Source organism: Carnobacterium sp. FSL W8-0810, from assembly GCF_038007125.1.
GTDB lineage: Bacteria > Bacillota > Bacilli > Lactobacillales > Carnobacteriaceae > Carnobacterium_B > Carnobacterium_B inhibens.
Genome location: NZ_JBBOWO010000001.1, coordinates 1,467,081 through 1,492,794, shown reverse-complemented (window position 1 = coordinate 1,492,794; position 25,714 = coordinate 1,467,081). Strand labels below are relative to the sequence as shown.

The 25,714-nt window shown below is 34.2% G+C and carries 27 protein-coding genes and 1 tRNA gene; 8 read left to right on the top strand and 20 right to left on the bottom strand.

Annotated elements, in window-relative coordinates:
* Positions 1–22: 22 nt before the first annotated feature.
* The 7 genes from tagD to map all read right to left on the bottom strand — a co-directional run bounded on the left by tagD (position 23) and on the right by map (position 6,766).
* Positions 23–469 (bottom strand): glycerol-3-phosphate cytidylyltransferase, encoded by a 447-nt coding sequence (tagD, locus tag NST49_RS07240; protein WP_341047746.1) that lies wholly within the window; start codon positions 467–469, stop codon positions 23–25.
* 38 nt (positions 470–507) lie between these two features.
* A complete protein-coding gene (locus NST49_RS07235; protein ID WP_341047744.1) occupies positions 508–1,317 on the bottom strand; it encodes an ABC transporter permease in 810 nt (269 codons plus the stop codon).
* 16 nt (positions 1,318–1,333) lie between these two features.
* Positions 1,334–2,503, bottom strand: a complete 1,170-nt coding sequence (locus NST49_RS07230; RefSeq protein WP_341047742.1) for a CDP-glycerol glycerophosphotransferase family protein — start codon at positions 2,501–2,503, stop codon at positions 1,334–1,336.
* A 22-nt stretch (positions 2,504–2,525) separates the two neighbouring features.
* Complete coding sequence (locus tag NST49_RS07225) at positions 2,526–3,635, bottom strand: ABC transporter ATP-binding protein (protein WP_341047740.1); 1,110 nt, start codon at positions 3,633–3,635, stop codon at positions 2,526–2,528.
* Positions 3,636–3,808: 173 nt separating this feature from the next.
* On the bottom strand, positions 3,809–4,750 hold the full coding sequence (locus NST49_RS07220; RefSeq protein ID WP_341047739.1) for a YihY/virulence factor BrkB family protein: 942 nt from the start codon (positions 4,748–4,750) through the stop codon (positions 3,809–3,811).
* 83 nt (positions 4,751–4,833) lie between these two features.
* The gene (locus NST49_RS07215) at positions 4,834–5,877 is read right to left on the bottom strand and encodes an acyltransferase (RefSeq protein WP_341047737.1); all 1,044 of its coding nucleotides are present in this window, start codon (positions 5,875–5,877) and stop codon (positions 4,834–4,836) included.
* Positions 5,878–6,010: 133 nt separating this feature from the next.
* Positions 6,011–6,766, bottom strand: coding sequence for a type I methionyl aminopeptidase (map, locus tag NST49_RS07210; protein WP_341047735.1), 756 nt, complete (start codon positions 6,764–6,766; stop codon positions 6,011–6,013).
* 230 nt (positions 6,767–6,996) lie between these two features.
* Here map and NST49_RS07205 point away from each other — a divergent pair, with 230 nt between their 5' ends.
* The 3 genes from NST49_RS07205 to NST49_RS07195 all read left to right on the top strand — a co-directional run bounded on the left by NST49_RS07205 (position 6,997) and on the right by NST49_RS07195 (position 9,275).
* A complete protein-coding gene (locus NST49_RS07205) occupies positions 6,997–7,926 on the top strand; it encodes an RluA family pseudouridine synthase (protein ID WP_341047734.1) in 930 nt (309 codons plus the stop codon).
* A 51-nt stretch (positions 7,927–7,977) separates the two neighbouring features.
* Positions 7,978–8,712, top strand: a complete 735-nt coding sequence (locus tag NST49_RS07200; RefSeq protein ID WP_341047732.1) for a WecB/TagA/CpsF family glycosyltransferase — start codon at positions 7,978–7,980, stop codon at positions 8,710–8,712.
* Positions 8,713–8,819: 107 nt separating this feature from the next.
* On the top strand, positions 8,820–9,275 hold the full coding sequence (locus tag NST49_RS07195) for a flavodoxin (RefSeq protein ID WP_034537042.1): 456 nt from the start codon (positions 8,820–8,822) through the stop codon (positions 9,273–9,275).
* Positions 9,276–9,315: 40 nt separating this feature from the next.
* On the opposite strand, the gene NST49_RS07190 is transcribed toward NST49_RS07195, so the two are convergent.
* The gene (locus tag NST49_RS07190; protein ID WP_341047729.1) at positions 9,316–9,873 is read right to left on the bottom strand and encodes a TetR/AcrR family transcriptional regulator; all 558 of its coding nucleotides are present in this window, start codon (positions 9,871–9,873) and stop codon (positions 9,316–9,318) included.
* A gap of 543 nt (positions 9,874–10,416) precedes the next feature.
* Between NST49_RS07190 and NST49_RS07185 the strand changes: the two genes are divergently transcribed.
* Positions 10,417–11,655 carry an aminopeptidase gene (locus tag NST49_RS07185; RefSeq protein WP_341047727.1) on the top strand — a complete coding sequence of 413 codons (1,239 nt, stop codon included), beginning with the start codon at positions 10,417–10,419 and terminating at the stop codon, positions 11,653–11,655.
* A 451-nt stretch (positions 11,656–12,106) separates the two neighbouring features.
* Here NST49_RS07185 and NST49_RS07180 read toward each other — a convergent pair whose 3' ends face one another.
* Positions 12,107–12,994 (bottom strand): hypothetical protein, encoded by an 888-nt coding sequence (locus NST49_RS07180; protein ID WP_341047725.1) that lies wholly within the window; start codon positions 12,992–12,994, stop codon positions 12,107–12,109.
* 337 nt (positions 12,995–13,331) lie between these two features.
* On the opposite strand from NST49_RS07180, the gene NST49_RS07175 reads away from it, so the two are divergent.
* Positions 13,332–13,955, top strand: coding sequence for a TetR/AcrR family transcriptional regulator (locus NST49_RS07175; protein ID WP_341047724.1), 624 nt, complete (start codon positions 13,332–13,334; stop codon positions 13,953–13,955).
* 88 nt (positions 13,956–14,043) lie between these two features.
* Positions 14,044–14,117 (top strand) — tRNA-Arg (locus tag NST49_RS07170).
* Between the two features lie 84 nt (positions 14,118–14,201).
* On the opposite strand, the gene NST49_RS07165 is transcribed toward NST49_RS07170, so the two are convergent.
* Genes NST49_RS07165 through NST49_RS07150 form a run of 4 tightly spaced genes read right to left on the bottom strand, consistent with a single transcriptional unit; the run spans position 14,202 to position 17,387 of the window.
* Positions 14,202–15,461 (bottom strand): hypothetical protein, encoded by a 1,260-nt coding sequence (locus NST49_RS07165; protein WP_341047723.1) that lies wholly within the window; start codon positions 15,459–15,461, stop codon positions 14,202–14,204.
* A gap of 18 nt (positions 15,462–15,479) precedes the next feature.
* Entirely contained in the window at positions 15,480–16,313 is an 834-nt protein-coding gene (locus NST49_RS07160) for a hypothetical protein (protein ID WP_034537052.1), read from the bottom strand.
* Complete coding sequence (locus NST49_RS07155; RefSeq protein WP_301426513.1) at positions 16,310–16,999, bottom strand: ABC transporter ATP-binding protein; 690 nt, start codon at positions 16,997–16,999, stop codon at positions 16,310–16,312. Before NST49_RS07155 ends, NST49_RS07160 begins: the two co-directional genes overlap by 4 nt.
* Positions 16,992–17,387 (bottom strand): GntR family transcriptional regulator, encoded by a 396-nt coding sequence (locus tag NST49_RS07150; protein ID WP_341047720.1) that lies wholly within the window; start codon positions 17,385–17,387, stop codon positions 16,992–16,994. Before NST49_RS07150 ends, NST49_RS07155 begins: the two co-directional genes overlap by 8 nt.
* 205 nt (positions 17,388–17,592) lie before the next feature.
* Here NST49_RS07150 and NST49_RS07145 point away from each other — a divergent pair, with 205 nt between their 5' ends.
* Positions 17,593–18,015, top strand: a complete 423-nt coding sequence (locus tag NST49_RS07145) for a hypothetical protein (protein ID WP_301426514.1) — start codon at positions 17,593–17,595, stop codon at positions 18,013–18,015.
* A 48-nt stretch (positions 18,016–18,063) separates the two neighbouring features.
* On the opposite strand, the gene NST49_RS07140 is transcribed toward NST49_RS07145, so the two are convergent.
* Both NST49_RS07140 and NST49_RS07135 read right to left on the bottom strand, forming a co-directional pair.
* Entirely contained in the window at positions 18,064–18,534 is a 471-nt protein-coding gene (locus NST49_RS07140; protein ID WP_341047718.1) for an SRPBCC family protein, read from the bottom strand.
* 47 nt (positions 18,535–18,581) lie between these two features.
* Positions 18,582–18,743: a hypothetical protein gene (locus NST49_RS07135; protein WP_023178450.1), complete on the bottom strand. Its 162-nt coding sequence runs from the start codon at positions 18,741–18,743 to the stop codon at positions 18,582–18,584.
* Between the two features lie 303 nt (positions 18,744–19,046).
* Here NST49_RS07135 and NST49_RS07130 point away from each other — a divergent pair, with 303 nt between their 5' ends.
* The gene (locus tag NST49_RS07130; RefSeq protein WP_341047715.1) at positions 19,047–19,640 is read left to right on the top strand and encodes a hypothetical protein; all 594 of its coding nucleotides are present in this window, start codon (positions 19,047–19,049) and stop codon (positions 19,638–19,640) included.
* 196 nt (positions 19,641–19,836) lie between these two features.
* Here NST49_RS07130 and NST49_RS07125 read toward each other — a convergent pair whose 3' ends face one another.
* The 5 genes from NST49_RS07125 to NST49_RS07105 all read right to left on the bottom strand — a co-directional run bounded on the left by NST49_RS07125 (position 19,837) and on the right by NST49_RS07105 (position 25,528).
* Positions 19,837–21,147: a DEAD/DEAH box helicase gene (locus NST49_RS07125; protein ID WP_341047714.1), complete on the bottom strand. Its 1,311-nt coding sequence runs from the start codon at positions 21,145–21,147 to the stop codon at positions 19,837–19,839.
* Positions 21,148–21,351: 204 nt separating this feature from the next.
* A complete protein-coding gene (locus tag NST49_RS07120; RefSeq protein ID WP_341048685.1) occupies positions 21,352–22,353 on the bottom strand; it encodes a Gfo/Idh/MocA family protein in 1,002 nt (333 codons plus the stop codon).
* 425 nt (positions 22,354–22,778) lie between these two features.
* Complete coding sequence (locus NST49_RS07115) at positions 22,779–23,669, bottom strand: aldo/keto reductase (protein ID WP_341047713.1); 891 nt, start codon at positions 23,667–23,669, stop codon at positions 22,779–22,781.
* A 152-nt stretch (positions 23,670–23,821) separates the two neighbouring features.
* A complete protein-coding gene (locus tag NST49_RS07110; RefSeq protein ID WP_341047711.1) occupies positions 23,822–24,667 on the bottom strand; it encodes a metallophosphoesterase in 846 nt (281 codons plus the stop codon).
* 168 nt (positions 24,668–24,835) lie between these two features.
* The gene (locus NST49_RS07105) at positions 24,836–25,528 is read right to left on the bottom strand and encodes a hypothetical protein (protein ID WP_341047710.1); all 693 of its coding nucleotides are present in this window, start codon (positions 25,526–25,528) and stop codon (positions 24,836–24,838) included.
* Positions 25,529–25,714 lie beyond the last annotated feature (186 nt).

Here is a 25,714-nt window from a genome sequence, read left to right as displayed (position 1 = left end):
AACATCTACTCCTTTAAGTGTTTCAATATTCTCTATTAATATCTTCTTCCAATTTTTTACTTAAACGATCAACGTCTTTTTTAATAGCTTTCAGATCTTCTTTTATTTTACTCGTCGATATTCCCTCAGTTCTTGGAAGATAAACAACTTGACAATACTCATTTAAAAAATCAAATTTTCCTTTCCAGTCATCTCCCATAACAAAAATATCAATTTCATTATTTTTTACATCATCTATTTTTTGTTCCCAACTATTTTCGGGAATAACTTTGTCAACACAAGATAAAGCTTCTAAAATAAGTTTTCTGTCTTCCCAAGAAGTATAAGCTTTTTTTCCTTTTATTGAATTAAATTCATCTGTAGACATTACAACTGTTAAGTGATCACCAAGTTCTCGTGCTCTTTGAAGCAACAAAACATGTCCTTTATGCAGTAAATCAAATGTTCCATATGTGATAACTTTTTTCATGAAAATTTCACCTCCAAAAATGTTTGTATTCAAATTTTTTAGATAAAATCGATAAAGCGTGCTCTAAACTTCAAATGAATATGAGATCCAACAATTAATAAAAATAAAACTATTCCCCAAAAGATAAGTGTGAGTGTTGGTTTTTCCCAAAACCATTGTCTTGATAGAAAAGAATCTCTAAAACCATCTATAAAATAATAAATAGGATTTAATTGTAGTAATCTAACTAACCAGTCTGGGAATCCACGTGATTCAATATCCCAAATTGCACCTGACAAATAAAATAGTAACCGAATAATAGACTGTAGCATTATATGATAATCACGAATTAAAATAGTGATTGTTGCATTTAATATGCTAAATGCAAATAAGAAAGCTATCATACAGATAAGATAATAAAAGTATTGTAACCAATATATAGTAGGATAAATGCCAAATAAAGGTAGTGCCAATAATAAGATGACCATCATCCATCCATATGAAATCAAATTGCTCGTTATGTTAATTGAAGGTAAAATACTGACAGGGAATTTCATTTTTGAAACCATTGATACTTTTTGATAAATACTGTTAGACCCACCTATTATACTTGCATTAACAAAAAACCAAGCAATAACACCTATTAACATCCATGGAAGAAAAGGCACACCACCAATGCTACGGCCACGTTGAACCCCTAATCCGAAAACTAAGTAATAGATACCTATTTGAATTAATGGATTTAGAAATTGCCAAATCAATCCTAAATAATGACTTTGATAAGTAGCTTTTTCTTCATATTTTGATACTCGAGATATAATTCCAACATTATTAATTTGTTCTTTTATAATCATTAGGACACTGTTCATGCTAAAACTCCTCTAACTAAAATTCATTGAATTTATTTTTTATGTGTTGAATAACTCTTAATTTTGCATTTCCATCATTATACGTGTTCCATTGTTCATTAAACTTTGCAAAGTTTGTATTATTTTTCTTATTTATACTTTCCAATAATTCATCTATTGTGTATACAATGTCCCCTGGTGCCCAATTTGAAAAATCTTTTTGTAGTCCTGTAGTTTCACTATAATATTTTTTGTCATAACAATAAAAAATAATTTTTTTAGCATTTTCTAATAAGCTATATTCAAATGGAATTGAGGAATAATCTGTCACTAAACAATCAGTTATTGCTAAAATTTCTTCCATTTTAAATTCAGTTATATCATCATATACAAAACCCGAGAATTCTTCACTTTTATATAAATGAACATCATGCGGATGTTTTTTTATAAGCAACGCATAGCTATTACCCAATTCTTCATGCATTCTTTTAATATCTAAAGCAAAAAAATCAGAGTTGTTTTCTCTATATGTTGGGGCATATAATATAATCTTTTTGTTAGTTAATTCTGGGAATTTTCCATAAATTTTTTCTTTTTTACTATTGAGATAATTTTTGTCAAAAAAAACATCAGAACGTGGAAAGCCTAAATATAATATTTTATCTTCTGTGGCTAAATAGCTTCTTTGAAAAACTTCTCCCATCATTTTAGAACCAACAATATATTCATCAAATCTTTTGTATACTTGTTTAAATCTCAGTCTATCAAAAAAGCTTCTAGACATCGTAGAAGGATCTTCAAGTCCAAAACATTTGATTGCTCCATTTGCATGCCATAACTGTATAATAGAAGTTTCTTTATGAGGGGAAAAACCTGCTAAAATAGGGAAGTAATTATCGCAGAGGATTACACGAGATTGAATCATTTCTGAAATAACTTTTTTAATCAAAACAGGCGATTGATCAAAAAGAAAAATAGTTGCTCCTAGAGATTGGAATTTTTCTGCTTCCTTTTTACAGTTTTTTGTATAAAATATAACAATTTCGATATCAGAATTTTGTTCCATAAAAGTTTTTAATAAACCATTTTCATTATTTGTAAAACTCATCAAGTAAGTTAATCGATTTCTAATAGCTAATCTTTTATAAAGAAGAGAAAAAATCCTAACAAGCCATACATATATTAATTTAGCAACTTGCTGTTTCATTTTTTTCACTTCCCTCTTTTTCTTAAATTATAGTTTTTTTATTTTCAGTTTGGATATCTTTTAATTTATATTCTAAATTGGAAGATACATCAATAGTCTTCACAATTTCACTCTTTGCAGTTGAATCATTAAACAAAAAGCTAGATAAAGATCTACCACTTAAATGAACAGTAGCCAGCGTTATTAAAGCCACAGTAACTAAGACTAAAAGTATTCTAGTAGCCCAGCTCATTCGATCAGTAATTTTTTCTTCACTAAATTGCTGTTTTAATTCTTTTTTCTGTTTTGAAGAGGTCGTTTGCTCTAATTTTTTTTGTAAATATTGACGTACATCAAACGTTTTTTGTTCTTCTTTATGTTTATTTTGATATGCTTTTTTTTCTTTTGCGCTCATCGCTTTAAATTCTTTTATAAATTTTTGATATTCATTTGCTACCTCTTCAGAAGGCCCTATCATACGAACTTCACCATAATGCATCCAGATAATTTTGTCACAAAGCATTTTAACTTGATTTAGTGAATGGCTAACGAAAAAAATTGTTTTTCCTTGAGCCTTAAATTCCAACATCTTATCGACACATTTTTGATAGAATGTTTCATCTCCTACAGACAATGCTTCATCAATAATCAAAATGTCTGGATCAGTGTGAACAGCTATTGCAAAACCCAAACGAGATTTCATCCCACTAGAATAACTTTTTACAGGCTGATGTACAAAATCGCCGATATCAGCAAAGTCAATAATACTGTCTATCACTTCATCGATTTCTTTGTTCGTTTTACCAGTCATTAAAGCTTTTAACCTAATATTTTCTATACCAGACAATTGATTTTTTAATCCAGCAGAAATTGCAATTATAGACGTTTCACCATTTAATACTGCTTCTCCAGTAGTTGGTGGAATAATACCTGCTAGAATATTCGATAGCGTAGATTTTCCTGATCCATTAATACCGATTAATCCAATCGTTTCCCCATCATAAACGTCAAAAGAAACACCTCTTAATGCCCAGAATGTTGGTATATTCTTTTTGGAAAACTTAAATAGTGCTTTTACTTTATCAGATTTTTGTTTATATAAATCATACTGTTTCGTTACATTGCTAACACGTACTTTTAATTTTTTTTCCACGATTTCACCTTAATTCTATATAATTATTTATTCCTATAAATTTTATATGCTTATTCTTACAGCCTATTGATATACAACTTTTATGATTATAGCATAAATCAACGTGTAATTCATTTTAACCTATTAATATTAAACTTTTCTTATCTATTTAGAACCTTCAATAAACTACTATTCTATTTCTTTAATCTGTTAATATATTGCCTTAGCCTTCTTGAATCTGTTTCCTCAAATTCTCCATTTTGATAAACTTCAACTGCTGCATTGATAACAGCACCCACTGTTAATAACGCTCCAATAACTTGCAGCCAGATCAATAGAATCATGAAAGTTCCAATTGCACCGTAGCTTTTTGCTCCGAATGCAAAATATTCAACATAGATAGCAAAAACTTGAGATACCAACATCCAACCAATCGTTGAAAAAATGGCTCCTGGAAGTACACGTCTAAATGAAAGTTTTGCATGTGGCACAAAATAATACAATAAACAGAATACAATAAACAACACACTCATTGTAACCGGCCACCTTAGATTTTGAAATGTCTCACTGATTCTCAACGGCAGTTCAAACACTGGTGTGATGTATTCTAAAATCAATTGCCCAAATCCAAAAACAATAACCATCGCAATAAGGCTTAAAATCATCAGCGTCGTTACAATGATAGAAAATAACCTGATGATAACTACATTTCTTCTCGGTTTTACCCCATAAGCTTTATTCATACTAATTTGCATTGCCGTCATCCCTCGACTAGCTGACCAAAATGCTCCAAAAACCGCTAGTGATAATATTCCATTATTTGTTCTAGTAAACAATTGAATGATAATAGATTCAAGCTGGTCAAAGAAATACTTTGGTACAGCTTTTTCGATGTATGGCACAATTTCGGCTATATCTAAATGCAAGTGTGGCAACAGACTACCAATGACCACTATAATTGGGAAAACAGATAGTAAAAAGTAATAGGCGATGATAGCTCCAGAATTCCAGACTTCAGCTTCTTGATACTTTTTGACTAAAATTTCAAAAAAACTTTTTAATATATCCTTTATTTTTAATCTTTTTTTAGATAATTCCTTTATTTTAACTTTATTAATCGTTTTTATTTCAAACATTACCTGACTCCCTTTTCAAAGCTACCCACCATTATACCGATTTAACTAAAAAAAACAATTCTATCTCACACTATTAGTGTGCTTTATAAGATAAACCGTTTTACAAGTGGTAACTGAGCCATCCCTTTCACACAAAGATAACTAATACCAAAGACAACAAGGGTCAAAAGAGGGACCGATAGGATTGGAGTAATAAATAATGTATTTAATCTTGCTTTCCATATTAGGAAAATAATCAGCACATGAACCAAATAAATTCCAAATGAATAGGTTGAAAGTTCTGAAAGAACACGTTTAAATTTAGCTGAAAAATTCTTACTTTGCAATTTTTCTTTTGCCAATAAAAAAGCTGCTAAACTAGTAAAAAATACATTTAGAGTTAGGTACTCATAAGGAACATCATAATGTTCGCCTTGCTTAAGCGACTCAACACTTGTGATCATGATCGTACTGATCAGCCCAGCCGCTCCTAATAAATAAATACCTGCCTTTACCCACTTTTCCAGATCATAATGAGCTAAATAATAGCCGATAAAAAAGTACCCAACATAGCCAAATGTAATATCTAAATTAATGCCTCTCTCCATAAAAGTGACCGTAGAACTAACTGGAAATTCATGATATGACGGCAGAATAAAACCGATATAGAGACAAAAAGCGATAAGGTAAAGAATGATTTTTTTCTCTTCAGCAATCTTCCTTAAAAAAGGTATCATCACATAAATTTCAATCATTCGGAAAAGAAACCACAGATGAAAGTGTCCTTCTTTAAACGCTTCAACCATTACTCCCCATACTTCTGCATTGAATGTCCGGTATTCATTCCATGTAAAAATCACTGCATACAAGGCTGACCAGAAGATAAAAGCTGTTACTAATCGAAAAAGATTTTTTTTATATAACTTTTTTATCGAAAATTCTCGCTTAGGATCTAAAAAAAAGACTCCACTCAGCATAAAAAACAACGGTACACTCATACGAGCAAAGCTGTCAAAAACATTTAACACTTGCCATTGATAGGAATCCATTTTATATAGACCAAAATCACGTGAAGCAATATGAATGGTAATTACTAAAAAAGTAGCTGCTACACGCAGAATATCAGCATATAAAACTCTTTCTTTCATAGACTTCCTCCTTTTCATGAACTAATTTTCTCTTATTAGTATACCATTAAAAAAAGTAGGTTGAACACCAACCAATACATTGTTGGTGTTCAACCTACTTTTTAATTTTTAAGTTCACTCAATTCACTTTCAATTAAGCTTTTTGTTCTGTTAAGATTCTTGGACCCTCTTTAGTAATCGCTAATGTATGTTCAAATTGGCAACTGATTCCACCGTCTTTAGTACGAGCCGTCCAACCGTTGTCGTCCATCTTAGATTTCCACGTTCCCGTGTTTACCATAGGTTCAATCGTGATAACCATACCTTCTTTTAAGCGAAGACCTTTTCCAGCTTCTCCATAATGCGGAACAGATGGTGCTTCATGCATGGTCGGTCCAATACCATGTCCGATAAATTCACGAACAACTGAGAAACCTTCTCCTTCAACATAGGTTTGGATCGCATGACCGATATCCCCAATACGATTTCCCACTTGTGCTTGTTCGATTCCTAAATAAAGAGCTTTTTTAGTGACTTCCATCAATTTTTCGGTTTCAGGAGTTCCTTCACCAACAATATAACTCCAGCAAGAATCTGACATTGCGCCTTTTAAATTAACAACCGTATCAACTTTAATCAAGTCGCCGTTCTTCAATACTTCTTTTTTACTAGGGAATCCATGACAAATTTCATCATTGACACTGACGCAAGTCGCATATTCATAGCCTTCAAAACCAATTTGTTCAGCAATTCCACCATGCTCTTCAATATAGTTATGCATAAATTCATTGATTTCCCAACTCGTGACACCCGGTTTGATAATCTCTCTCAAGGCAATATGTGCATTTGCCAGTAATGTTCCTGATTCATCCATTGCATCAATTTCACGTTGTGATTTTAGTGTGATCAATTTTGTTCCTCTTTTCTATTTAGTCTTACTCATTTATTATTCACTCTTCTTTTCTATTATAAGCTTAATTCATCCATTTGTGAACCATTCTTCCTATTGATTAAAATGGGAGCCTTTTCTCTCATAATTAAGTGAGTTGGAAACGACCTATAGGCTATTCTATTCGAAAAATTGTGACTTTAGGGTTATTTTTCTTTCGTTTTCCGTTATACTTCACTAGAGAACAACTAATGAGAGCGAGTGGTTTAATGAATAATAAAACGAAGTATACCCAAAAAAAAAATACCAATAACAATCTTTATACCGTAACTGAACCAATAGAATTATTGCCTTTTTTATTAAGTGTCATGAAAAACTCAAGTCGTAATTCTGTGAAATCTATTTTAACGAGAGGTCAAGTGATGGTCGATGGAAAGATGGTGAAGCAACACAATCATGCTTTGCTTCCCGGTCAAGTTGTGGCGATCCAATCTAACAAAGCGGCAATCAAAGAAACTGCATTGATTGGAATGACTATTGTATATGAAGATGATGCGATCATTGTCATTGATAAAGAAGCTGGTCTATTATCGATTGCAGCTAAATTTGCTCAAGAATTAACTGCTCATCGTCAGTTGATCAACTATGTCAAACAAGACAATCCTAATAATCGTATCTACATTGTTCACCGTTTAGACCGCGACACTTCAGGTGTAATGGTTTTTGCAAAAACTGAAAAAATCAAAGATGCTATGCAAGAAAATTGGAAAGACATCGTTAAAGAACGCATTTATACTGTCTTAGTTGAAGGCGTTGTTGCTGAGGAAAAAGGCACCATCAAAACTTGGTTAGTGGAAAGTAGCAAAGCAATGAAAGTTCATTCAAGTACGTATGATAATGGTGGAAAGTTAGCTATCACCCATTTCAAAAAAATTCGTTCTAACGATGAATTTACTTTATTAGAAGCTCAATTAGAAACAGGACGTAAAAATCAAATTCGCGTACACATGGAATCAATTGGTCATCCTGTAGCTGGTGATAAAAAATACGGTGCTTCTACGAACCCGTTAAAACGCTTGGGCCTTCATGCCACTACTTTAGCTTTGATCCACCCTACTAGCGGTGAATTGGTCCGTTTCCACTCTAAAGTACCTAAAGTATTTTTGATGCATTCAAAATAAAACGTTCTTTCAGTAAATATCAAATATAAGGTTTTAAGGATGGTTAGCACTATGAATCATGAAAAAGTATCTATATTAGGAGTCGATTTTGACAATAAAACAAAAGAAGTCTTTCTCGAAAAATTAATGGAGCGAGTTAACAGCCAGCAAAAAACATTTGTGGTGACAGCTAATCCAGAAATTGTGATGTATGCCAATTCTGATGCCGCTTATATGTCTCTTTTAAAAGAAGCTGACTACATTGCTGCGGATGGAATCGGCATCGTTAAAGGTGCTCAAATTCTGGAAACACCTATTGTTGAAAGAGTGGCTGGTTTCGATTTACTGACAGATTTGCTGGAGAAAGCAAATCAACAAGGAAGTCGTGTGTATTTTTTAGGTGCGAAAGAAGAAGTTTTGCAACAGGCTGTCCAAAATGTTCAAAAGAAATATCCTGCTATTCAACTAGTCGGATCAAGAAATGGGTACTTTGATTTCTCTGATTCCTCCATTATTGAAGCGGTTCAAGCTACTCAACCCGACATGATCTTTGTTGCTTTAGGTTTTCCGAAACAAGAACAATGGATCCATCAGTACCTGAATAGCGCTTCAAAAGGATTATTGATGGGCGTTGGAGGAAGCTTTGATGTGCTTTCTGGACAATCAAAACGAGCACCGAAAATCTTTATTGATTTGAACATTGAATGGTTGTACCGTCTGATCAAACAACCGACTCGCTTGAAACGGATGATGGTTTTGCCGAAATTTTTACTTGAAGTGAAGCGAGAAAAAAAGAAACATGTATAGAAGAAAGCTTTATTGAATTGAAAGCTTCCTTCCATTGCAGAACTTACCTTTCCTTTGGTATACTTTGCTAAGGAAACACACACGCACAGAAAAGGATGAGATGTAAAATGACAAAAGCCTTAATTGTCTTTGCAAGTTTAACCGGCAACACAGAAGAATGTGCAGATATTGTAGAAAAAGCTTTAGTAGATTTAGATGTGGACGTTGAAACAGTTGAGTGTATGCAAGCTGAACCAGAGGATTTTCTTGATGTAGATATCTGTATTATAGGTACTTACACTTATGGAAATGATGCTAATTTGCCAGATGAATTCGTTGATTTTTATGAAGAACTCAGTGAAATTGATTTAACTGGAAAAGTTTTTGGTACATTCGGTTCAGGAGACCATTTTTACGATAAGTTCTGTCAATCCGTGGATGATTTTTCTGATAAATTGGCTTCAATCGGTGCTATAGAAGGTACTGAAAGCGTAAAAGTCGATTTAGATGCTAATGATGAAGACATAGAAAACTTTAAAGCTTTTGCAAAAGCATTAGTTGAAAAAGTTGAATCTCTAGCTTAGACAATAAAAAAACCCTTATCAGGAGATAAGGGCTTTTTTATTATGCTTTGTAATTAGGCATGTGCTGTTTTAATGTTTGTTCGATGTAATCCATTACATCTTTTTCATGAAACTTCAAGAACCCTTGGGCAATCAATACAGCTGTACCGTGAACCGTGATCCAAATATTTTTAAACAGTTTTGTTTTTTCAGCTTTTGACAACTCTTTCGTTCCTTCAAGTTCTTTAAAAATTCCCATCATCATGTCTAATGAAATCTTATGCATTTGATCAGAGTCTAATTGAGACTCAAAGAAAAGTGCTTTAAAAAAGATGGGTTCATTTTTTGCAAAATAAACATAATTTAAACACATATTGAGCAATGGATCTTCTGTGCGTTCTTTTGTATAAATAGTCTCATCGATATAGTTTTTAACTTTCACAACGAGTTCTTGTTTTAAGTCATCCATGTTTTTAAATTCTAGATATATCGGCTGCGTTGAGCAATCCATTTCTTTAGCAATATTGCGTGCTGTAAAACCTTCAAACCCTTCTGTTTTAACAACTTGATAAGCCGTTTCAAGAATTTGTGATTTTAAAATTGTTTTTTTTCTGGCCATTTCAACTCACCTCTTCGGTCTCTTTTACCATCGATTAGGATAGGACATCTTTATCTCCTGAAATCTTTTATCATAACAACCAACAGTTTTTGATTTCTTTTTTACGAATAACTGGCCATCCTCATTTAGAAATTGATTCCACTATCAAGTAATATTATTTTTTTCTTACCCTTTAAAAACAATACTGCTTTTATGTTATTTGGATTCTCTCTCCAATGTTCCTTAATTTATTTTATCACTATTGTGATTAAAAGAGAACTCGTTTGTCTTACAAAAATTACTGCGTATATATTAAGTGTTTCCCGAACAAAATTGGTCTAGTTGTTCTTTATCTTCAGAAAAAAGATAAGAGACACGCAGCCAAACTATTGTCAATTATTTTTTTATTTTTAATTTAAAAAAGACTTTTAGTAAAATTGTTTCTCTTTCTTTCGTATGCTATTATTGTTTAGTAAGAGTTTGAAACCAAACTAACTAGACAACTCGTTTTCTGTTTTAGTTCCTTTTGTTCCAACCTCATTTCGTATATTAGGAGGAAAAAATATGGTATTGCCAAACTTTGAAGAAAATTTACAAAAATACGCTCATTTGCTCGTTAAATCGGGGATAAATGTGACAGAAGGACACACGGTCGTCTTACAAATCGATGTAGACCAAGCACCCTTGGCACGTTTAATTACAAAAGAAGCTTATGCTTTAGGCGCTACAGAAGTTATTGTGAAATGGGCAGATGATATAGTGAACCGCGAACAGTTTATCGGAACGCCTCAAGATCGTTTAACTGCTATTCCACAATATAAAATTGATGAATCATTAGATCAAATTGCTAAGGGAGCTAGTCGTATCAGCGTTCGTTCTTCAGATCCAGATGCATTATCTGGTGTAGATAGCGATAAAATCGCTGCTTATCAATCTGCAGCTGGAAAAGCATTAAGTGAACAACGCAAAGCGACTCAAGCGAATAAAGTGAGTTGGACAGTGGCTGCAGCTGCTGGTGCTAAATGGGCAGCTAAAGTTTTCCCTGATTTACCAACTGAAGAAGAACAAGTGGATGCATTATGGGACGCTATCTTCAAAGCTGTTAGTCTTTATGATGCTGATCCTGTTGAATCATGGGCTAAAAAAGATATCACATTAAATGAAAAAGCTGATGAATTAAACAAAGAACAATTTGTAGCCTTGCATTACACAGCTCCTGGTACTGATTTAACGGTTGGTTTACCTGAAAGTCACCGTTGGGAAGGCGCCGGCAGTGATAACGTTCGTGGCGAACGTTTCATGGCAAATATGCCCACTGAAGAAGTCTTCACGGCCCCTGACGCTAATCGTGTCGATGGTGTAGTTCGCAGTACTAAACCATTAAGCTATGCTGGAAATACGATCTTAAATATGGAATTTACGTTTAAAGACGGAAAAGTTGTAAATGTAACTGCTGAACAAGGCGAAGCTGTTTTGAAAAACTTAGTCGCAACAGATGAAGGCTCTGCACGTTTAGGTGAAGTTGCTTTAGTTCCAGATCCTTCTCCTATTTCTCAATCAGGTATCGTATTCTATAACACTTTATTCGACGAAAATGCATCAAATCACTTAGCTTTAGGTTCTGCGTATGCCTTTAGCTTAATTGGCGGAACAGAAATGACTGAAGAAGAATTAAAAGCAGCTGGATTAAATCGTTCAACTGTCCATGTCGACTTCATGATTGGTTCTGACAAAATGGATGTAGATGGAATTCGTAAAGATGGTACTAAAGTTCCTGTTTTCCGTAATGGTGATTGGGCTTAATATCATAGTTTAGTGTGAATTAACTTTTAGTCATGCCAACTATGATGAGTATTTAGACAAAGTAAAAAAAATTAAACTCACTCAGCCATATTCTTTTGATTATGGTTGAGTGAGCTTTTTTCTTACTTGGTTTTTTGTCTAAAATGATGGGTTCACTTCATTTTAGATCTCACTCTTTCGTGAAGACCCAGTTCATGGAAAAGTGACAAGACTTTCAAGTCCCAGTCATTCGTAGAGACCCAGTTCATGAAAGACTGGTATAGTTTTTAAATGTCACTCTTTCGTGTAGAGTCCATTCACGAAAGAGTGACAACAATTTTGTCGCCAATGCTGCTTTTATTCCTTTAAAAATATTTATCAGGACTATATTTAAGAATACATTTCAAATGAACAGAAAAATAGAGGCGATAAGACAACATAGTCTCACCTCCTCTATTTTATTATGTATTTTTTAATCTTTTTTTATTAAACGAACGATTTTTCCACGGACTCGTTTTTCTTCTTTTAACACTTGTGTGATTCTAAAAGATACTTTATCGCCTTCTCTTACTGCTAGATGAGAAGGAATTGAGCACAACGCATCTAAATTTGGTGCAATTCTTACAAATATCCCCCATTTTTTTACACTTCTAACCGTTCCTAATACCACTTGGTTTGGTTCCAGTTCGGTTAATGAAACAGATACTCCGTTTTTGTATCTTACAAGAGGTTCGACTCTTAAATTTTTATTTTCAGTAATTCGATTGAATCGCACATCGATGGCATCCCCTATTTCTAAAACATCACCGATTGTGGTGTGGTCTTCAGCAAAGTCTTTATTCAACATTTGAACAGAGATATCTCCAATCACACAATACGCACCATAACGCAAAATCTTAGTCACTTTCGCTTGAAATTGTTTTCCATCTTTAAGCTCATGATAGAGTTTGTCGAATTCTTTCTCTTTTATCTTTTTAGCAGAACCCATCACCATCCCATTTGCTTCATTGGCTTCGATTAGTTGGAATTGAATCGTTTCACCCACGTAACGCATCAAAGGAAGATTATGTGGCGTACAACCTAACTCTTCACGAGTAATGACAACCGGAATGCCACTTACTTCTACTTTAACCACATCACTAGCCAATTCTTCATCATATTGGGAAGCTAATACGATACCAGTCAATGCAACTTCTTGTTGGATCATGTTAAAGATCGCAGCATACTCTATTTGCTCATTAAGCTTTTTATCCTTCTCTAAAAAAACGGTTTCACTTTTTTCCAGAACTGCTACATCCGTTGAAGTCGTTTCCTTGTCTTGGACCCCGATCCATTTTTTAACTAGACTCTTTATACCCATACGTTCCTTTCAACCCCTTAAAAATATTAACCGCTTTATTTATTCCACCTAATTATAGCACATGTTTTTTTATTTCTATGTACTTTTTTGCAATTTTTTCTCTCTTGGTTCATTTATAACCATTTCAGTTCAATTTCGGATAAAATACGCCTCTTCAACAGACTTTTTTTGAACAAATAGTGACATATCACCTAATTGTCACCAATTGTTCACTTATTATTTCAACCCCTTTTCGCTTTTAGCTTTTCATTTACTGTATACTATTTGTAAATACAAGTTGCCGGATTTTTTCACTATCTATCCATTGATTTTGGGCTTAATTGCAGGAGGAACCATTATGTCAGAAAAAGAAGTAGTCGATATACGCATTATGCGAAGTAAAAAGGCTATATCTGAAGCGTTTATTGAATTGTTAAAAGAAAATGATTTTAAAACGATCACAATTACCGAAATCGTCAATAAAGCTGGAGTCAATAGAGGTACTTTTTATAAACACTATGCCTATAAAGAAGATATTCTAAAAGAATTACAAGACCAGTTCTTAGATTACTTAGCGGTTGTATTACAAGATAACTACCGACAAATCGACTACTCTCAGTTACAAACCGTTCCTTTATCTGATGCTCTGTTTGCCGTTATTTATGAGCATCGCCAGTTTTTCCATTTAGCCATTCATTCAGTTGGCTTCTTAAATTTCCAAATGCATTTCTCTGCTCTTTTAAAAGATTTTTTAATTAACAACTTTTTGTCGACTACACCGTACTCTCCAAAGTATCAAGATCTTCTTGGTGCCTATGTTGCGAATGGGATATATGGTTATCTAGTTGAATGGGATGCAACATCCTATGTTTCAACGCCTGCTGAAATGGCACAACAATTGACTGATATCTTCGTGTTGGATCGTAATGTTTTTAAATTACCCGTATCTGGCCGTATACCTAAAGATGAACTTTTTGATTAAGGATTGTGGTCCACAACAAACCATTTACTTTTTTATTCCTCCTAGACATTTATTTTAAATTATGAGAAAATAGAACCTGTGTTAAAAAGGTCCTATAGCTCAGGTGGATAGAGCAAACGTTTCCTAAACGTTAGGTCGGGAGTTCAAATCTCTCTAGGATCATTTTATTAGTACAATCAAATATAAAAAGAATGGCCTCTTTTCCAAAGTTGAACTTGGAAAAGAGGCCATTCTTTTTAGTGTCTATTATTCTTGAAAATTCACTTCATAAAGGTACAGTTCCGAATTTGTAGCGGATTGTTTTTTGGTTTCTATTAAAGATCCTTCAAAAACGGCTTTACCTGATTCAAGGTCAAAAGCCATAATGTGCTGATCTTTTCCTTTTATTTTATCATTGTTCACGAAGAAAGCTGCCCCGTTATAAACAGACAATGTTACTTCTTCTTTTAAAGCCGTTTTTTGAGCTTCAGATAATTCGGCTGTTTCCATTTCTCTTAATTCTTTTTGCTCTAAAGAGTAAGTATAGATCGTTATGGTTTCTTTATTTTTTTTGTAAAAGTAAAGGATATCCTTTTCTATTGAAAAAGCACTACTTAATGCTTGGTTTCCTACTTCATCTGACAGGTCAATCAAAAACTGTTCGCCAGTTTCTATATTTACACCAATCAATTCGTAAGTAGTTTCATAGATCTCTTGATCTTCATACAGTTCTGTTTCTGATTGTTCATCACCGATTTCTACACGGTACACCAAAAATTTTGATGTCTGAACCGTGTTCATTCCGCTCAATAATTCAACATATTGAATTTGTTTACCGTCTAGATTTACTAGGTCCAGTTGCAGACTTTCATCTTTTTCAATTTTTTCGTTCGGCAGACTGATAGAATAAAAGTGGTGTTCATCCTGCTCGTTTTCGTTGTTTAAAGAATACCCGTTTGTGACAATAATCAATTGGTTATTCGCTACTTCTATATCTTCTATATACATATAAGAATAGTTTGTGCCTTTAGGAAGGTCTACTGAAAATGATGATTCTTTATTTGTTTTCTTGTTTAGCACTTCGATTTTAAACTCTTCATCTTCTGTGACAGAAGAATAATTATTGGTGGTCAATTCTGCATAAGCTAATAGTGTGTCATCTTCAAAAAAGTTTGCTAAATTCGGTTCCTTACCGCGCATAAATCTTCGGTAATCCTCTTGCAATTGATTTATTTTTTCATAGTCACTTTCACTGGTCTGTGATTGAAAACTATTCGTACTCTCTGAATAATAGGTGGTCCCTTTTGATGTGATTTTTAGGTCATCCCCGATTCCCATTCCTAACATCACATTCTCTGAGTAATAACCCTTTAAGACCATATTTTCACTCAATGTTTCATCCCCGCTATTCGCTATGATCTTGAATTCGGGTCTCTCATCCGCACTGAACATAGGTTGAATATAATAGACTCCAATGGATAATAAAATGACTATTGCAATAATGATTAATTTTACATAACGTTTCATAGTTTTTTTCGCCTCCTTTTATACGGTTACTTTTTTATTCAATAAGTAGCGGCTCGTCCAACAGCTTATTGCTATGACAAGTATTCCTAAAATAAATTCTAGGAACATGATTTCATTTGGATAAAGCTTATTAAAATTAAATAAGTCTCTAGCCATAACGGGTGCTAAAAAGATAAAGAATAAACCAATACCATAGCCAATACCGATTGCTGCTCCTTTAAATCGAAAGCTTCTTTCGAATAAAATAGCGGTAAATAGTAAAAAGAGTAAAATAAATCCAATACCATAGTAAGTCAGAAAGTCCAAAAATGTTTTTGGCATAAGAACGGAAAGGTAAAAGGATAATTGGCTTATTTTTTGGATCGATAAATCAATTCTAAACTCATCTGAGATCAATGCCTTTAATAGCTGACTTTCCGCTACCAATAAAATCAATTGAACGGAAACCAATCCAAAAATCATTAAAGCAATTGTTGTTAATTTAGACCAAAAAATAGCCATTCGTGATGTTGGAAGAGTCAATAAGCGATAGATAAAAGAATTCTTACCCATCCACTCAACATACCAAATATAGAAACTATAAAATAAAATCGCTGAGATACAAATAAGAATCGGTACTAAAAACAAACCATTATTTACTACCCAAAACATGCTCATTCCACCCGTTTCGCTTAAAAAAGCTTCTTTGGGAATTTTATTTAGATAGACTTCTTGATTCACCATGCTCAAATATTGTCTCGACTCCACAAAAACAGCAATGATCTGCGATACAATAGTCAACCCGATTAAGACGGAATAAAGTTTAATACAACGGTTAAATTCAAAGTTTACCAATTTTAAATAATTTTTCATGGTTGGAACACCTCTCTCATTACATCCACAACGGACTTACCTTCTTCTTCACGGACTTGCTCTGCATTAAATTCTCTCAATACTTGTCCTTCATTGATCAAGACCACTTTATCAATCAAATGTTCAATATCATTGATTTCATGTGTCGTGATAATCACTCCGCGGTCTTCAATCAAATGACTACTAAAGACATTTGCTATTTGTTCTCTGCTAAAGATATCAATTCCTGAAAAAGGCTCATCCATTAATAAGTAGTCAACATCCAAAGCTAAGCCCAACATCAAGTTAACTTTAGCTGTGTTTCCTTTAGATAGTGAAGAGATTTTATCTTCTTTGGTTAATTTGAAAAAGCCTAATAGTTCATCAGCTCGTTCTTGGTTCCATGACTGATAAAAATCTTGCATGAATTGCATAGCTTGTTCGATTCTGAATCCTGGCAACATTGTCATTGTATCAGGGATAAATGTGATTTTTTCATAACTTTTCTTATTTATTTTCTCTCCATCGATCAAAATCTCGCCGCTATTCATCGGTGTCAGATTCATGATTCCGTTCAAAATCGTCGTTTTCCCAACACCATTAATTCCTATAATGCAGGTGATTTCCCCTTTATTAGCAGTAAACGAGATCCCTTTCAACACTTTTTTTCGGCCAAATTTTTTCGTTATCCCTCTTACTTCAATCATTTTTCTCCTCCTTTTCTTCAAGTACACTATCTTCATATTTTTCTTTTAGCAATCCAATAACTTTATCAAGCGACAGTTGAATTGGACGAATAGCAGATATAAAAGAAGAAACAGCTTCTTCCAATAATTCATTTTGGACCTTTTCTAATATACATGGGTCTTCTGTAATTTTGCTTGGCAAATTGCTTTCTGTATAAATCAACTTTTGTTCCTCCATTTCTTTATATGCCCGTTGAGCTGTATTTGGATTAATAGTTAATTGACTTGCTAGTTCTCGTCTAGATGGAACTTCTTGACCTGGGATTAAATTTCCTGCTGCAATTTCTTCTTTAAAGTGACGCACAACTTGTTCATAAAGTGGGTCTCGCTTATTGAAATTTACCTTCATAACAGCCTCCTAATTTTATTTTCCAAACTGTACTACCTGCTTAATACGCTATAAATAAAAAAGTGTATGAGCCGATTAATACACCACTCCTGTATTATATGGTTCATACACTTTGCTGTCAATAACTTTTTTATTGATCTGTTCGCCTTTACTAAAAGAACATTTGTTCGTATAATAAAAAGAAACACTATAGGAGTTGGTAGACATGGTAAAAGACTTTCAAGAACAGCCTGAAAAAGGATTCATTCCTGCTCAACAAGGCTATCAAGATCGAAAAATGGCCAAGTGGCAGGGATTCATCCTCTCCGATCATGCAGAGTTACAAAAGAAACATGCGGCTATTCGCCACAAGGTTAATGAGCCAAAGGTAAAACAAACAGTAGAAGATATCTCTGAATGTTTGAGCCATGCTTTTTCAAAAAAGCTGTCTGTGACGCTCCAAACAGATATTCTAGAAAACGGTCTTTACAAAGATGATATTACTGGCACCGTGAGTGGATTTGAAGACAACTTGATTTATATTCGAACAGATTCTGACTATGTGGTTGTAGAACTAGAATCGATTCGTCATATTTCTATTTTATCTACACCTAAATGGTTCAAAAGTGATGATTGTTCTGAAACCTAAAAAAAGTCCCTAAAAAGGGACCTTTCTTTTCTCAAAGATTTTCGTTTGCTAGGCTTCCAGTTTCTTTTTATATTCAGGATAGACTTTATCCCACTCTTCTTTTCGGTTCTGAACTGGCTCATCTTTTAATACCTTTTCTATCACATCTAAACAAACATGCCAGCCAGCAACGTCACGTGCCGTATGCTCTGTCACATCTTTAATATATTCTTTTAAAACTAAATGGGTTCCGTTTGGATTTTCACTTAAATTAAAACGAACCAAACTTTTATCCCATGTAAATTCCCATACAGTTGGGACCTTCACTTCAGTAATCGTCATCTCTTCGTATGTCACGTTTCCCATATCAAATACTAGTTTTCCGCCTTCAGTTAACTCTTGTATCTTTAGTTCACTGAACCATTTTACTAACTGGTCATTATCCGTTAATATTCTCCATACTTTTGAGACAGGATAGGAAAAGTCACGATGAAACTCAACCACCGTTTCATCATTTAATTGCTGTATTTCTGCCAACATTCTATCCGCACCCCCGCATATTCTTTAGTTGACGTTCTTTTTGCTAACTAATCTTCTTTCTTTTCAGCTGTATTGTATAAAATAAATCCTAAGACAATTAGCAAGATACCGATACCTAAAATAATGATACGGTGTTCATCTAAACTTGTCAGGCCTAGTATCACAGCAATAAACCCAATTGTCATCATAAACAATCCGTTTTTCAGCATGCTTTCTCATCCTCACTTTATTTGATCCTACAACTAGTGTGTAACTATTTTTGTAATCCTTTACAATTCTATTTTCAACAAAATAAAAACGACTGTCAACTTTTTACACTTATTTCGATAGTTATTTAACGATAATGCTTCTTCTTTATTCCAGAGTGTGTTATTCTACAAAAAATAATGATTCGATACCCCAGTCGCTACTAAACAGAAAGCTTTGTTCACCAGCATATTCCTTTGTTTCTTAATTAAATCTTGTTACACTTACACTATACTATTGGTTCAAAACGAAATGAGGTCTATTTAATGAATAAATTAAAAATGAGCCATTATCCTCTGTTATTCCACTCTGGCTTTCTGTTCACGCTCTTATTATTCTTATTGATTATCACAGGCTGCGGGAAAGAGACAGCATCACCAACTGCAGACATCTCTAGTTCGGATCAAAAAGAAAAGTCTTCTTCTCTATCAAGTTCTGCCTTAGCTATGCCGATTGAGTCATCCGACGAAAAAAAAGATGATGGAATAATCACTTTTGATGATTTCAAAGGGTACTGGGCTACTTTTGATTCTAAAGAATCAGAACCGATTCAATCCGATATCGGCAAATATACTGTCGCCATTACGGATGATTTATTTGTTCCTGGCGAGTGGGGAACGACTCTGGGAGCCAGTGAGATTAAAGACTATACGATTGAAGGCTCTACCTTAACTTTAAAACTGTACACCCCTAATTCCAACCTTGAAAGTACGGATGAAACGTACCAATTAACATTAGAGCTTGTTAAAAAAAATGGATTATACATTTTAAAATCTACCAATAGCACGGTTGTTTTTTACCCCGTTACCTCTCAAGAATACTTAGATGCTGGTTGGAAAATACCAAGTGATATCTTATAAACCTAAACTATAAAAAGAGTAGGCTGTGACAAAAATCCCAGCCTACTCTTTTTATACGAATGTTTATTCTAAAACGTGCTCCAAAAAGTAGACCCGACGTCCACTTCGCGAACAATGCTCGATGGTCGATGACCATACTGAGCTTATTCGTTCCAGTGATTCGGGTCTAAACGCTTTTTGTCTCACTCTCGTTTTTCTAGTCTATTTCTTTATTTTTTGTTTTTCTTCGTGCGCCTTTATTTTTATCCACTTTTTTGTGGTGCTTTTTCTTTTTCTTAACTGGTTCTTCAATTACTTTACTTAGTTTTTCTGTCTGAGGTTTAACTGTTTTTTTTGGTTTATTAGTCGGTTTTTCAGCTTCAGTTTTCACGGGGGATTCTTCTGCTAAAGGACGTTCTTTAACAATATCTCCTCCGTACAGATACACTGGTGTCAATGTAATTTCTAATGAAGAAATCAATTTTTTAAACTCTCTCAATTCTCGTTCATTTACTAAAGTCAAAACAGTACCAGTTTTCCCCATACGAGCAGTACGGCCCGAACGATGAATATAACTTTCTTTCGTTTGCGGAACATCGTATTGAATAACGTAGGGTAGATCTTGGATATCTAAACCTCTAGATCCAACATCGGTCGTTAACAACAACTTGATTTTGCCATCACGAAACTGCTGCAAAGCTTGTCGACGTTCGGTTTTGTATTTTTCTCCATGCAATACAGCTACTGAGATACCTTCATAAGTCAATTTTTCAAATGCCAATGTCAAGTTGGCTACATTGTTAACAAAAACTAATCCTCTAAAGTCTTTCATGTGGGTCAATCGTCTAAGTGTCTCTACTCGTTTACGTGTAGGAGTCTCAATGTAGGCATGAAGAACTTCACCTTTAGAACGGTCTTCCTCTGTTGCATCGATCCATAATGGTTCTACATTAAACCATTTAGCTAGATCTTGCATCAATTCATTGCTCGTTGCTGAAAAGAATCCCATTTGACGTTGGCCAGGCATTTTATTGACTAACTTTCTTACCGTTGCTAATTGTTCCTGTTGCAATAATTGATCCGCTTCATCTAAAACAACTGTTTTTACAGCATGTAATTTTAGTTTTTTGGTTTCCGAAATTTCAAAGATTCGACCTGGAGTACCGACAATAATCTCAGGTTTTTCTTTTAATTTATCGATTTGACGCTTTAAATTTGCTCCACCAATAATGGTTTGACTAGTTAGTCCGATTTGGCTTGCCCATTCTTGCACGACTTCCCCGACTTGGATCGATAATTCTTGTGAGGGTGTCAAAATAACAAGTTGTAAACCTGCTTTTGGCTCAACTTGTTCGAGTGCTGGAAGAGTATACGCGACTGTTTTACCAGTTCCAGTTGGCGAAATACCCACCACATCTTTGGCTGTTTTTAAAGGTTCATATACTTTTTCTTGAATAGCAGAAGGTTCTGAATAAGCTAATTCTTCCCAATGCTGTTTAAATGCGGGTAAACTACTTTCTATTAACATAATTAAGTCCTCGTTTCTTTTGGTACAGGTTGCTTGCTGTCATCGTCTATCATAACAAATTTATCTTGTTTCAGCTAACTTTTCCGTTACCACGTGTCTTATTTAATCAAAAAATAAAAGAATTTTTTTATTGTGAATGGTAGAACTCTCTTATACGACTAAAAAAGAGCTGAGACTTTTATCTCAACTCTAGTTTTGTTCCGTTTATTTTTCATCTGCTGCAAAAACAATACCGGCATCTTTACGCAAATCGGTCATGACTTGGTTTACTTGTTGGCTTAGCGTCAACCATTCTTTGTATTCTGCTTGTTTAGCTGCATCATCAGGAAAATTGATAACATCTGCAAAATCTTTCGCTTCATCCTCCATTGGATTTTCAGAAGCACTTTGAGCAATACTTTCTTTCAATTTTGTTTTGCGATCAATCACTTCAATTGTATTGATAGATTCAATGCTGTCCATCGACAACGTTTTGTTTAATCCATAAATCTCAGCTGGCAAGTAAGAGTTAACAATTTTCCCAGCAAGAATAGTGACGTCAAACCCTTTATAGCGTAAGATGATCGTCCCTTTCCCATCTACTCCTGTAGCAATTTTTGTACAGAAATAATGGCTGCTTTCTGGCACACCAAACCATGAGATAGCGGCATATAGTGGATAAATCCCTAAATCAGCTAAAGCTCCACCAGAAAAGTTTAGTGAGAAAATATTAGGTTCTTCGCCATTTAAAACAGCATCATAACGAGACGAATATTTCATATAAGCAAAAGTTGCACCTTGTAGGTTTTCAATCGATTTAACTTCTTCTTTTACAATTTTGAAGTTCTCTTCGTGAACATGACGAGCTGCTTCAAAAATAAAGACATTATTTTTTTCAGCTACTTTAATTGCCGCAGTCCATTCGCGTGGATTGGAGAAAATAGGTTTTTCAACAATAACATGTTTACCGGCTTCCATTAAAGTCACCGCTTGTTCGTAATGCATGCTATTTGGAGAAGCAATATATACGACATCAATATCTGTGTTGGTTGCAAAAGCTTCCAGACTTGTTTCAAAAACAGTTGCATGATACGGTTCGCCAAAAGCTTTTGCTTTTTCAATCGATCTAGAATAAACCCCTACCATTTGATATTCTTGTGTAGCTATTGCAGCATCCACAAATTGGTTTGTGATCCAATTTGTTCCAATTATTCCTAAGTTTAACACCATTTCAACCCCACCTAATAAATCGTTTACACTTTTAGTGCAACCGTTTTTTCTTTTATCATACCATATTCCTTTCTCTAATTGAAACAAGAATACGTATTTAGCAAGTTGCTTCTTTCGATTGATGTTACTTTGGTATCCATCTTTTATATTTGCAAAAAAACCAAATAGGCTGGGGGAAAAAATCTCAGCCTATTCTTTATATACGAATCTCTATTCTAAAACGTGTTCCAAAAAGTAGACCCGACGTCCACTTCGCGAACAATGCTCGATGGTCGATGACCATACTGCGCTTATTCGTTCCAGTGATTCGGGTCTAAACACTTTTTGTCTCACTCTCATTGGTTTAAAAGTTATTCACACTATATGGTGTCAGTTATTCTTTTATTTAGTTAATTATTTTGTAATGGTTGGCCTTTTACTTTTTACCGACGTCCTTGTCTGTTTTCGCGACTTGTCCGTCCTTTTACATCTCCAGAACGAACCATCCCATTCGGATTTCGGTCTCTATTTTGTTTATCTAAACCATTAATCGTATTCATATCTTCATCTGATAATACGAAGTCAAAGACTTCAGCATTTTCTTGCATCCGATCTTTGTTACTAGATTTTGGAATTGGAATAACGTCTCGTTGGATATCCCAGCGTAAAGCTACTTGCGAAGGCGTCTTGCCATACTTTTCGCCAATCGTTGTTAAATGGCGTTCTTTGCTGACATTTCCTCTTTTCAATGGGCTGTATGCCATCGTTACAATATTTTCAGAATCACAATAGTCGTTTAAGTCTTGATTTGGGTTACCTGGATAAACTTCAAACTGGTTAATTGCTGGACGTACTTTTGCTTCTTTTAATAGTTCAGCCAAATCGCCTCTGCTAAAGTTTGATACACCAATTGATCTTGCTCTGTTAGATTCATAGATATCTTCTAAAGCTCTCCATGTATCTAAGTTTACAGCGTCATCTTTATCCGGCCAATGAATCAACAATAAGTCTACATAGGGTTGATTTAACCGTTCTAAACTTGCTTCAAAAGATTGGATAGCATTATCAAACCCAGCATCCGTTTTCCAGATTTTGGTTACAACGAAAATTTCATCTCGTGAAACGCCTGAGCTGACAGCACGATTAATTCCGCGTCCTACATCTTCTTCATTATCATACATTGAAGCTGTGTCTATCAAACGATAACCTTTCATAATAGCTGAGAAAACTGCATCTTCAGCTTCTTGGCCTTTCATTCCACTTGTTCCTAAACCAATTCCTGGAATCGTGTATCCGTTGTTTAATGCCATTCTGTCTAATAAGCTTACTACCATAGTTATCCGCCTCCTAAACTTTGTTACCTTTAGTTTAAACAAGAGCGACCTAAACTTCAAAAGAAAACACTTACAAAAATAAAAAAACAAGATTGGAAGGACCTATTACAGTCCTTCCGATCTTGTCTTCTATTTGATCATTACTTTATTTATTAATGTAAAATAATGACGATCATTTCTGGACGATTATTGACCCGAAATGGGAAAGTCGAGTTTCCAATTCCACGACTGACCATCATACGATAAGCAGGCATTTCAGGATCATAATAAATTCCGCTGGTATAGGTCGGAAATTTGCCTTGTCCTGGGGCAAACAAGCCGCCTAAGAAAGGTACTCTCACTTGCCCACCGTGAGCATGCCCGCTAAGTGTAAGGGCAGGAACACGTGTTAAATCCATTAAATACTCTTCAAACAATTCTGGACGATGCGCCAATAAGATACGTGGTTTTGTTCGCAAAGGTTCAGGGATCGTAACTCCTCTTAAAATTGGTTTTGGAGTAGCCTCAAAGTCTTCTTTTTCGGATAATCCCATAACAACTATCCCATCATCACCGACTGGCAACCACTCCGCTTCATCAATCAATACTCTGACCCCAACAGAAGTTAGAGTTGTTTCCCACTTTTGCAAATGACCCGAACCAAGGTCATGATTTCCTGTGACCGAAAAAGTTGGCGCGATATCGACTAAAGCACGACACAAAGACTCCAACTGTTCTTGAGGAAAGTCATCTCGTACGTCAATTAAATCACCTGTTAATGCAATCATATCTGGTTTCTCATTTGCAACTTTTTCAATTAGTCTCTTGATAGACACTCCTTGACGTGGCAGGTGAAAATCAGATAAGTGAATAATTTTCGTGCCACTTAGTTTTTTTTCTGTAAAGGGTAATTTTATTTCGATCTCTGTTCGTTGTAGTTGTGTGTTTTGTAAGTATAAATAAAGAATGATGACACATACAATTGCTACGATTACACCAACTATTGCCCATCCTGACATGTGTATTCCTCCTTGACCAAACTAAATCTAATTGTTTCTATGCGTTCCTTTTAATAATCTAGCCTTATTGTATCATAGTTTTCTTATTAAAACGGTTACCAACGAAAGGAACTTCTCAAAAAAAACCAGTTCTATTTTTACAGAACTAGTTTTTTAATTTTATTGTATTTAGTTTGTATATACCATCTTTGTACTTACTAATGTGTCTATTTCCTTAGAATCAAACGAATAATTTTCCTTACCACTTTTCATTTCAAGTTCAATAGAGTGGATCTCTTTCTCAGCATTATACGCCATAAGTAATTCAATCAATCCTCTTGATTGAGCTATAATCGATTCTGGACTTAATTTTTCTTCAATTATTAATTCAATTCTAAGAACACCACTGACTAAATCAAAAGTATTCTCGCTAACATCCCATTGACTAGATAACGTCGTATCCGGAGCCACACTTTTATTAGAATAAAAGTTCTTAATTTTTACTCCCTTATCAGTTGTTTCAGCTTTATATTTTATTTGTCTTGCAGAATTGGATTCTTCAGAAGGTAAATTAGAATCATAATAGGTTAAAATTGTCACTTCTTGGTGCTTTTCTTGTTTCAAAGCTTTTGCTTCTTCTACTATCTCTTTTTCAGAGCTGGCAGAATCACCGATAACCTTAAGTGAATCTTTCTTCTCCATTTGTTCTGATGGAAAAGTAGTACGATAGGTGCTGATTACATCATCTAATATTCTAGTATAAGCAGGACGAAGAATGTAAATGAGTAATAATAAGGCTAAACCAAAAAGGGCAACTGAATTTAAACGAGGATGCGTTGCGTTCTTTTTAGTTGTATGAGGTTGAACAGTTGGATTTCTCATAAAAAACACCACTTCCTATTATTCAATTTTAATCTATTTTCATACAATAAATTTACTACTTTTCGTTGCTTTTGTCACGTTTTGTTTGTGTAAATGTTGTATAAAGATTTTGTTTTTGTTATATAAAGCCCTTACATTTTAATTTTATCATTTAAACTAATCTTTCAAAAAAATTGTCTTCTTATA

Coding starts and splice junctions, on each gene's coding strand:
- NST49_RS07220 (WP_341047739.1), bottom strand. CDS start 4,750: ATGTTTGAAATAAAAACGATTAATAAAGTTAAAATAAAGGAATTATCT.
- NST49_RS07105 (WP_341047710.1), bottom strand. CDS start 25,528: ATGAGAAATCCAACTGTTCAACCTCATACAACTAAAAAGAACGCAACG.
- NST49_RS07215 (WP_341047737.1), bottom strand. CDS start 5,877: ATGAAAGAAAGAGTTTTATATGCTGATATTCTGCGTGTAGCAGCTACT.
- NST49_RS07175 (WP_341047724.1), top strand. CDS start 13,332: ATGTCAGAAAAAGAAGTAGTCGATATACGCATTATGCGAAGTAAAAAG.
- NST49_RS07135 (WP_023178450.1), bottom strand. CDS start 18,743: ATGCTGAAAAACGGATTGTTTATGATGACAATTGGGTTTATTGCTGTG.
- NST49_RS07230 (WP_341047742.1), bottom strand. CDS start 2,503: ATGAAACAGCAAGTTGCTAAATTAATATATGTATGGCTTGTTAGGATT.
- NST49_RS07195 (WP_034537042.1), top strand. CDS start 8,820: ATGACAAAAGCCTTAATTGTCTTTGCAAGTTTAACCGGCAACACAGAA.
- NST49_RS07205 (WP_341047734.1), top strand. CDS start 6,997: ATGAGAGCGAGTGGTTTAATGAATAATAAAACGAAGTATACCCAAAAA.
- NST49_RS07155 (WP_301426513.1), bottom strand. CDS start 16,999: ATGATTGAAGTAAGAGGGATAACGAAAAAATTTGGCCGAAAAAAAGTG.
- NST49_RS07140 (WP_341047718.1), bottom strand. CDS start 18,534: ATGTTGGCAGAAATACAGCAATTAAATGATGAAACGGTGGTTGAGTTT.
- tagD (WP_341047746.1), bottom strand. CDS start 469: ATGAAAAAAGTTATCACATATGGAACATTTGATTTACTGCATAAAGGA.
- NST49_RS07160 (WP_034537052.1), bottom strand. CDS start 16,313: ATGAAAAATTATTTAAAATTGGTAAACTTTGAATTTAACCGTTGTATT.
- NST49_RS07235 (WP_341047744.1), bottom strand. CDS start 1,317: ATGAACAGTGTCCTAATGATTATAAAAGAACAAATTAATAATGTTGGA.
- NST49_RS07110 (WP_341047711.1), bottom strand. CDS start 24,667: ATGTCAGGATGGGCAATAGTTGGTGTAATCGTAGCAATTGTATGTGTC.
- NST49_RS07200 (WP_341047732.1), top strand. CDS start 7,978: ATGAATCATGAAAAAGTATCTATATTAGGAGTCGATTTTGACAATAAA.
- NST49_RS07165 (WP_341047723.1), bottom strand. CDS start 15,461: ATGAAACGTTATGTAAAATTAATCATTATTGCAATAGTCATTTTATTA.
- NST49_RS07115 (WP_341047713.1), bottom strand. CDS start 23,669: ATGGTAGTAAGCTTATTAGACAGAATGGCATTAAACAACGGATACACG.
- NST49_RS07150 (WP_341047720.1), bottom strand. CDS start 17,387: ATGAAGGTAAATTTCAATAAGCGAGACCCACTTTATGAACAAGTTGTG.
- NST49_RS07190 (WP_341047729.1), bottom strand. CDS start 9,873: ATGGCCAGAAAAAAAACAATTTTAAAATCACAAATTCTTGAAACGGCT.
- NST49_RS07125 (WP_341047714.1), bottom strand. CDS start 21,147: ATGTTAATAGAAAGTAGTTTACCCGCATTTAAACAGCATTGGGAAGAA.
- NST49_RS07185 (WP_341047727.1), top strand. CDS start 10,417: ATGGTATTGCCAAACTTTGAAGAAAATTTACAAAAATACGCTCATTTG.
- NST49_RS07130 (WP_341047715.1), top strand. CDS start 19,047: ATGAATAAATTAAAAATGAGCCATTATCCTCTGTTATTCCACTCTGGC.
- NST49_RS07180 (WP_341047725.1), bottom strand. CDS start 12,994: ATGGGTATAAAGAGTCTAGTTAAAAAATGGATCGGGGTCCAAGACAAG.
- NST49_RS07145 (WP_301426514.1), top strand. CDS start 17,593: ATGGTAAAAGACTTTCAAGAACAGCCTGAAAAAGGATTCATTCCTGCT.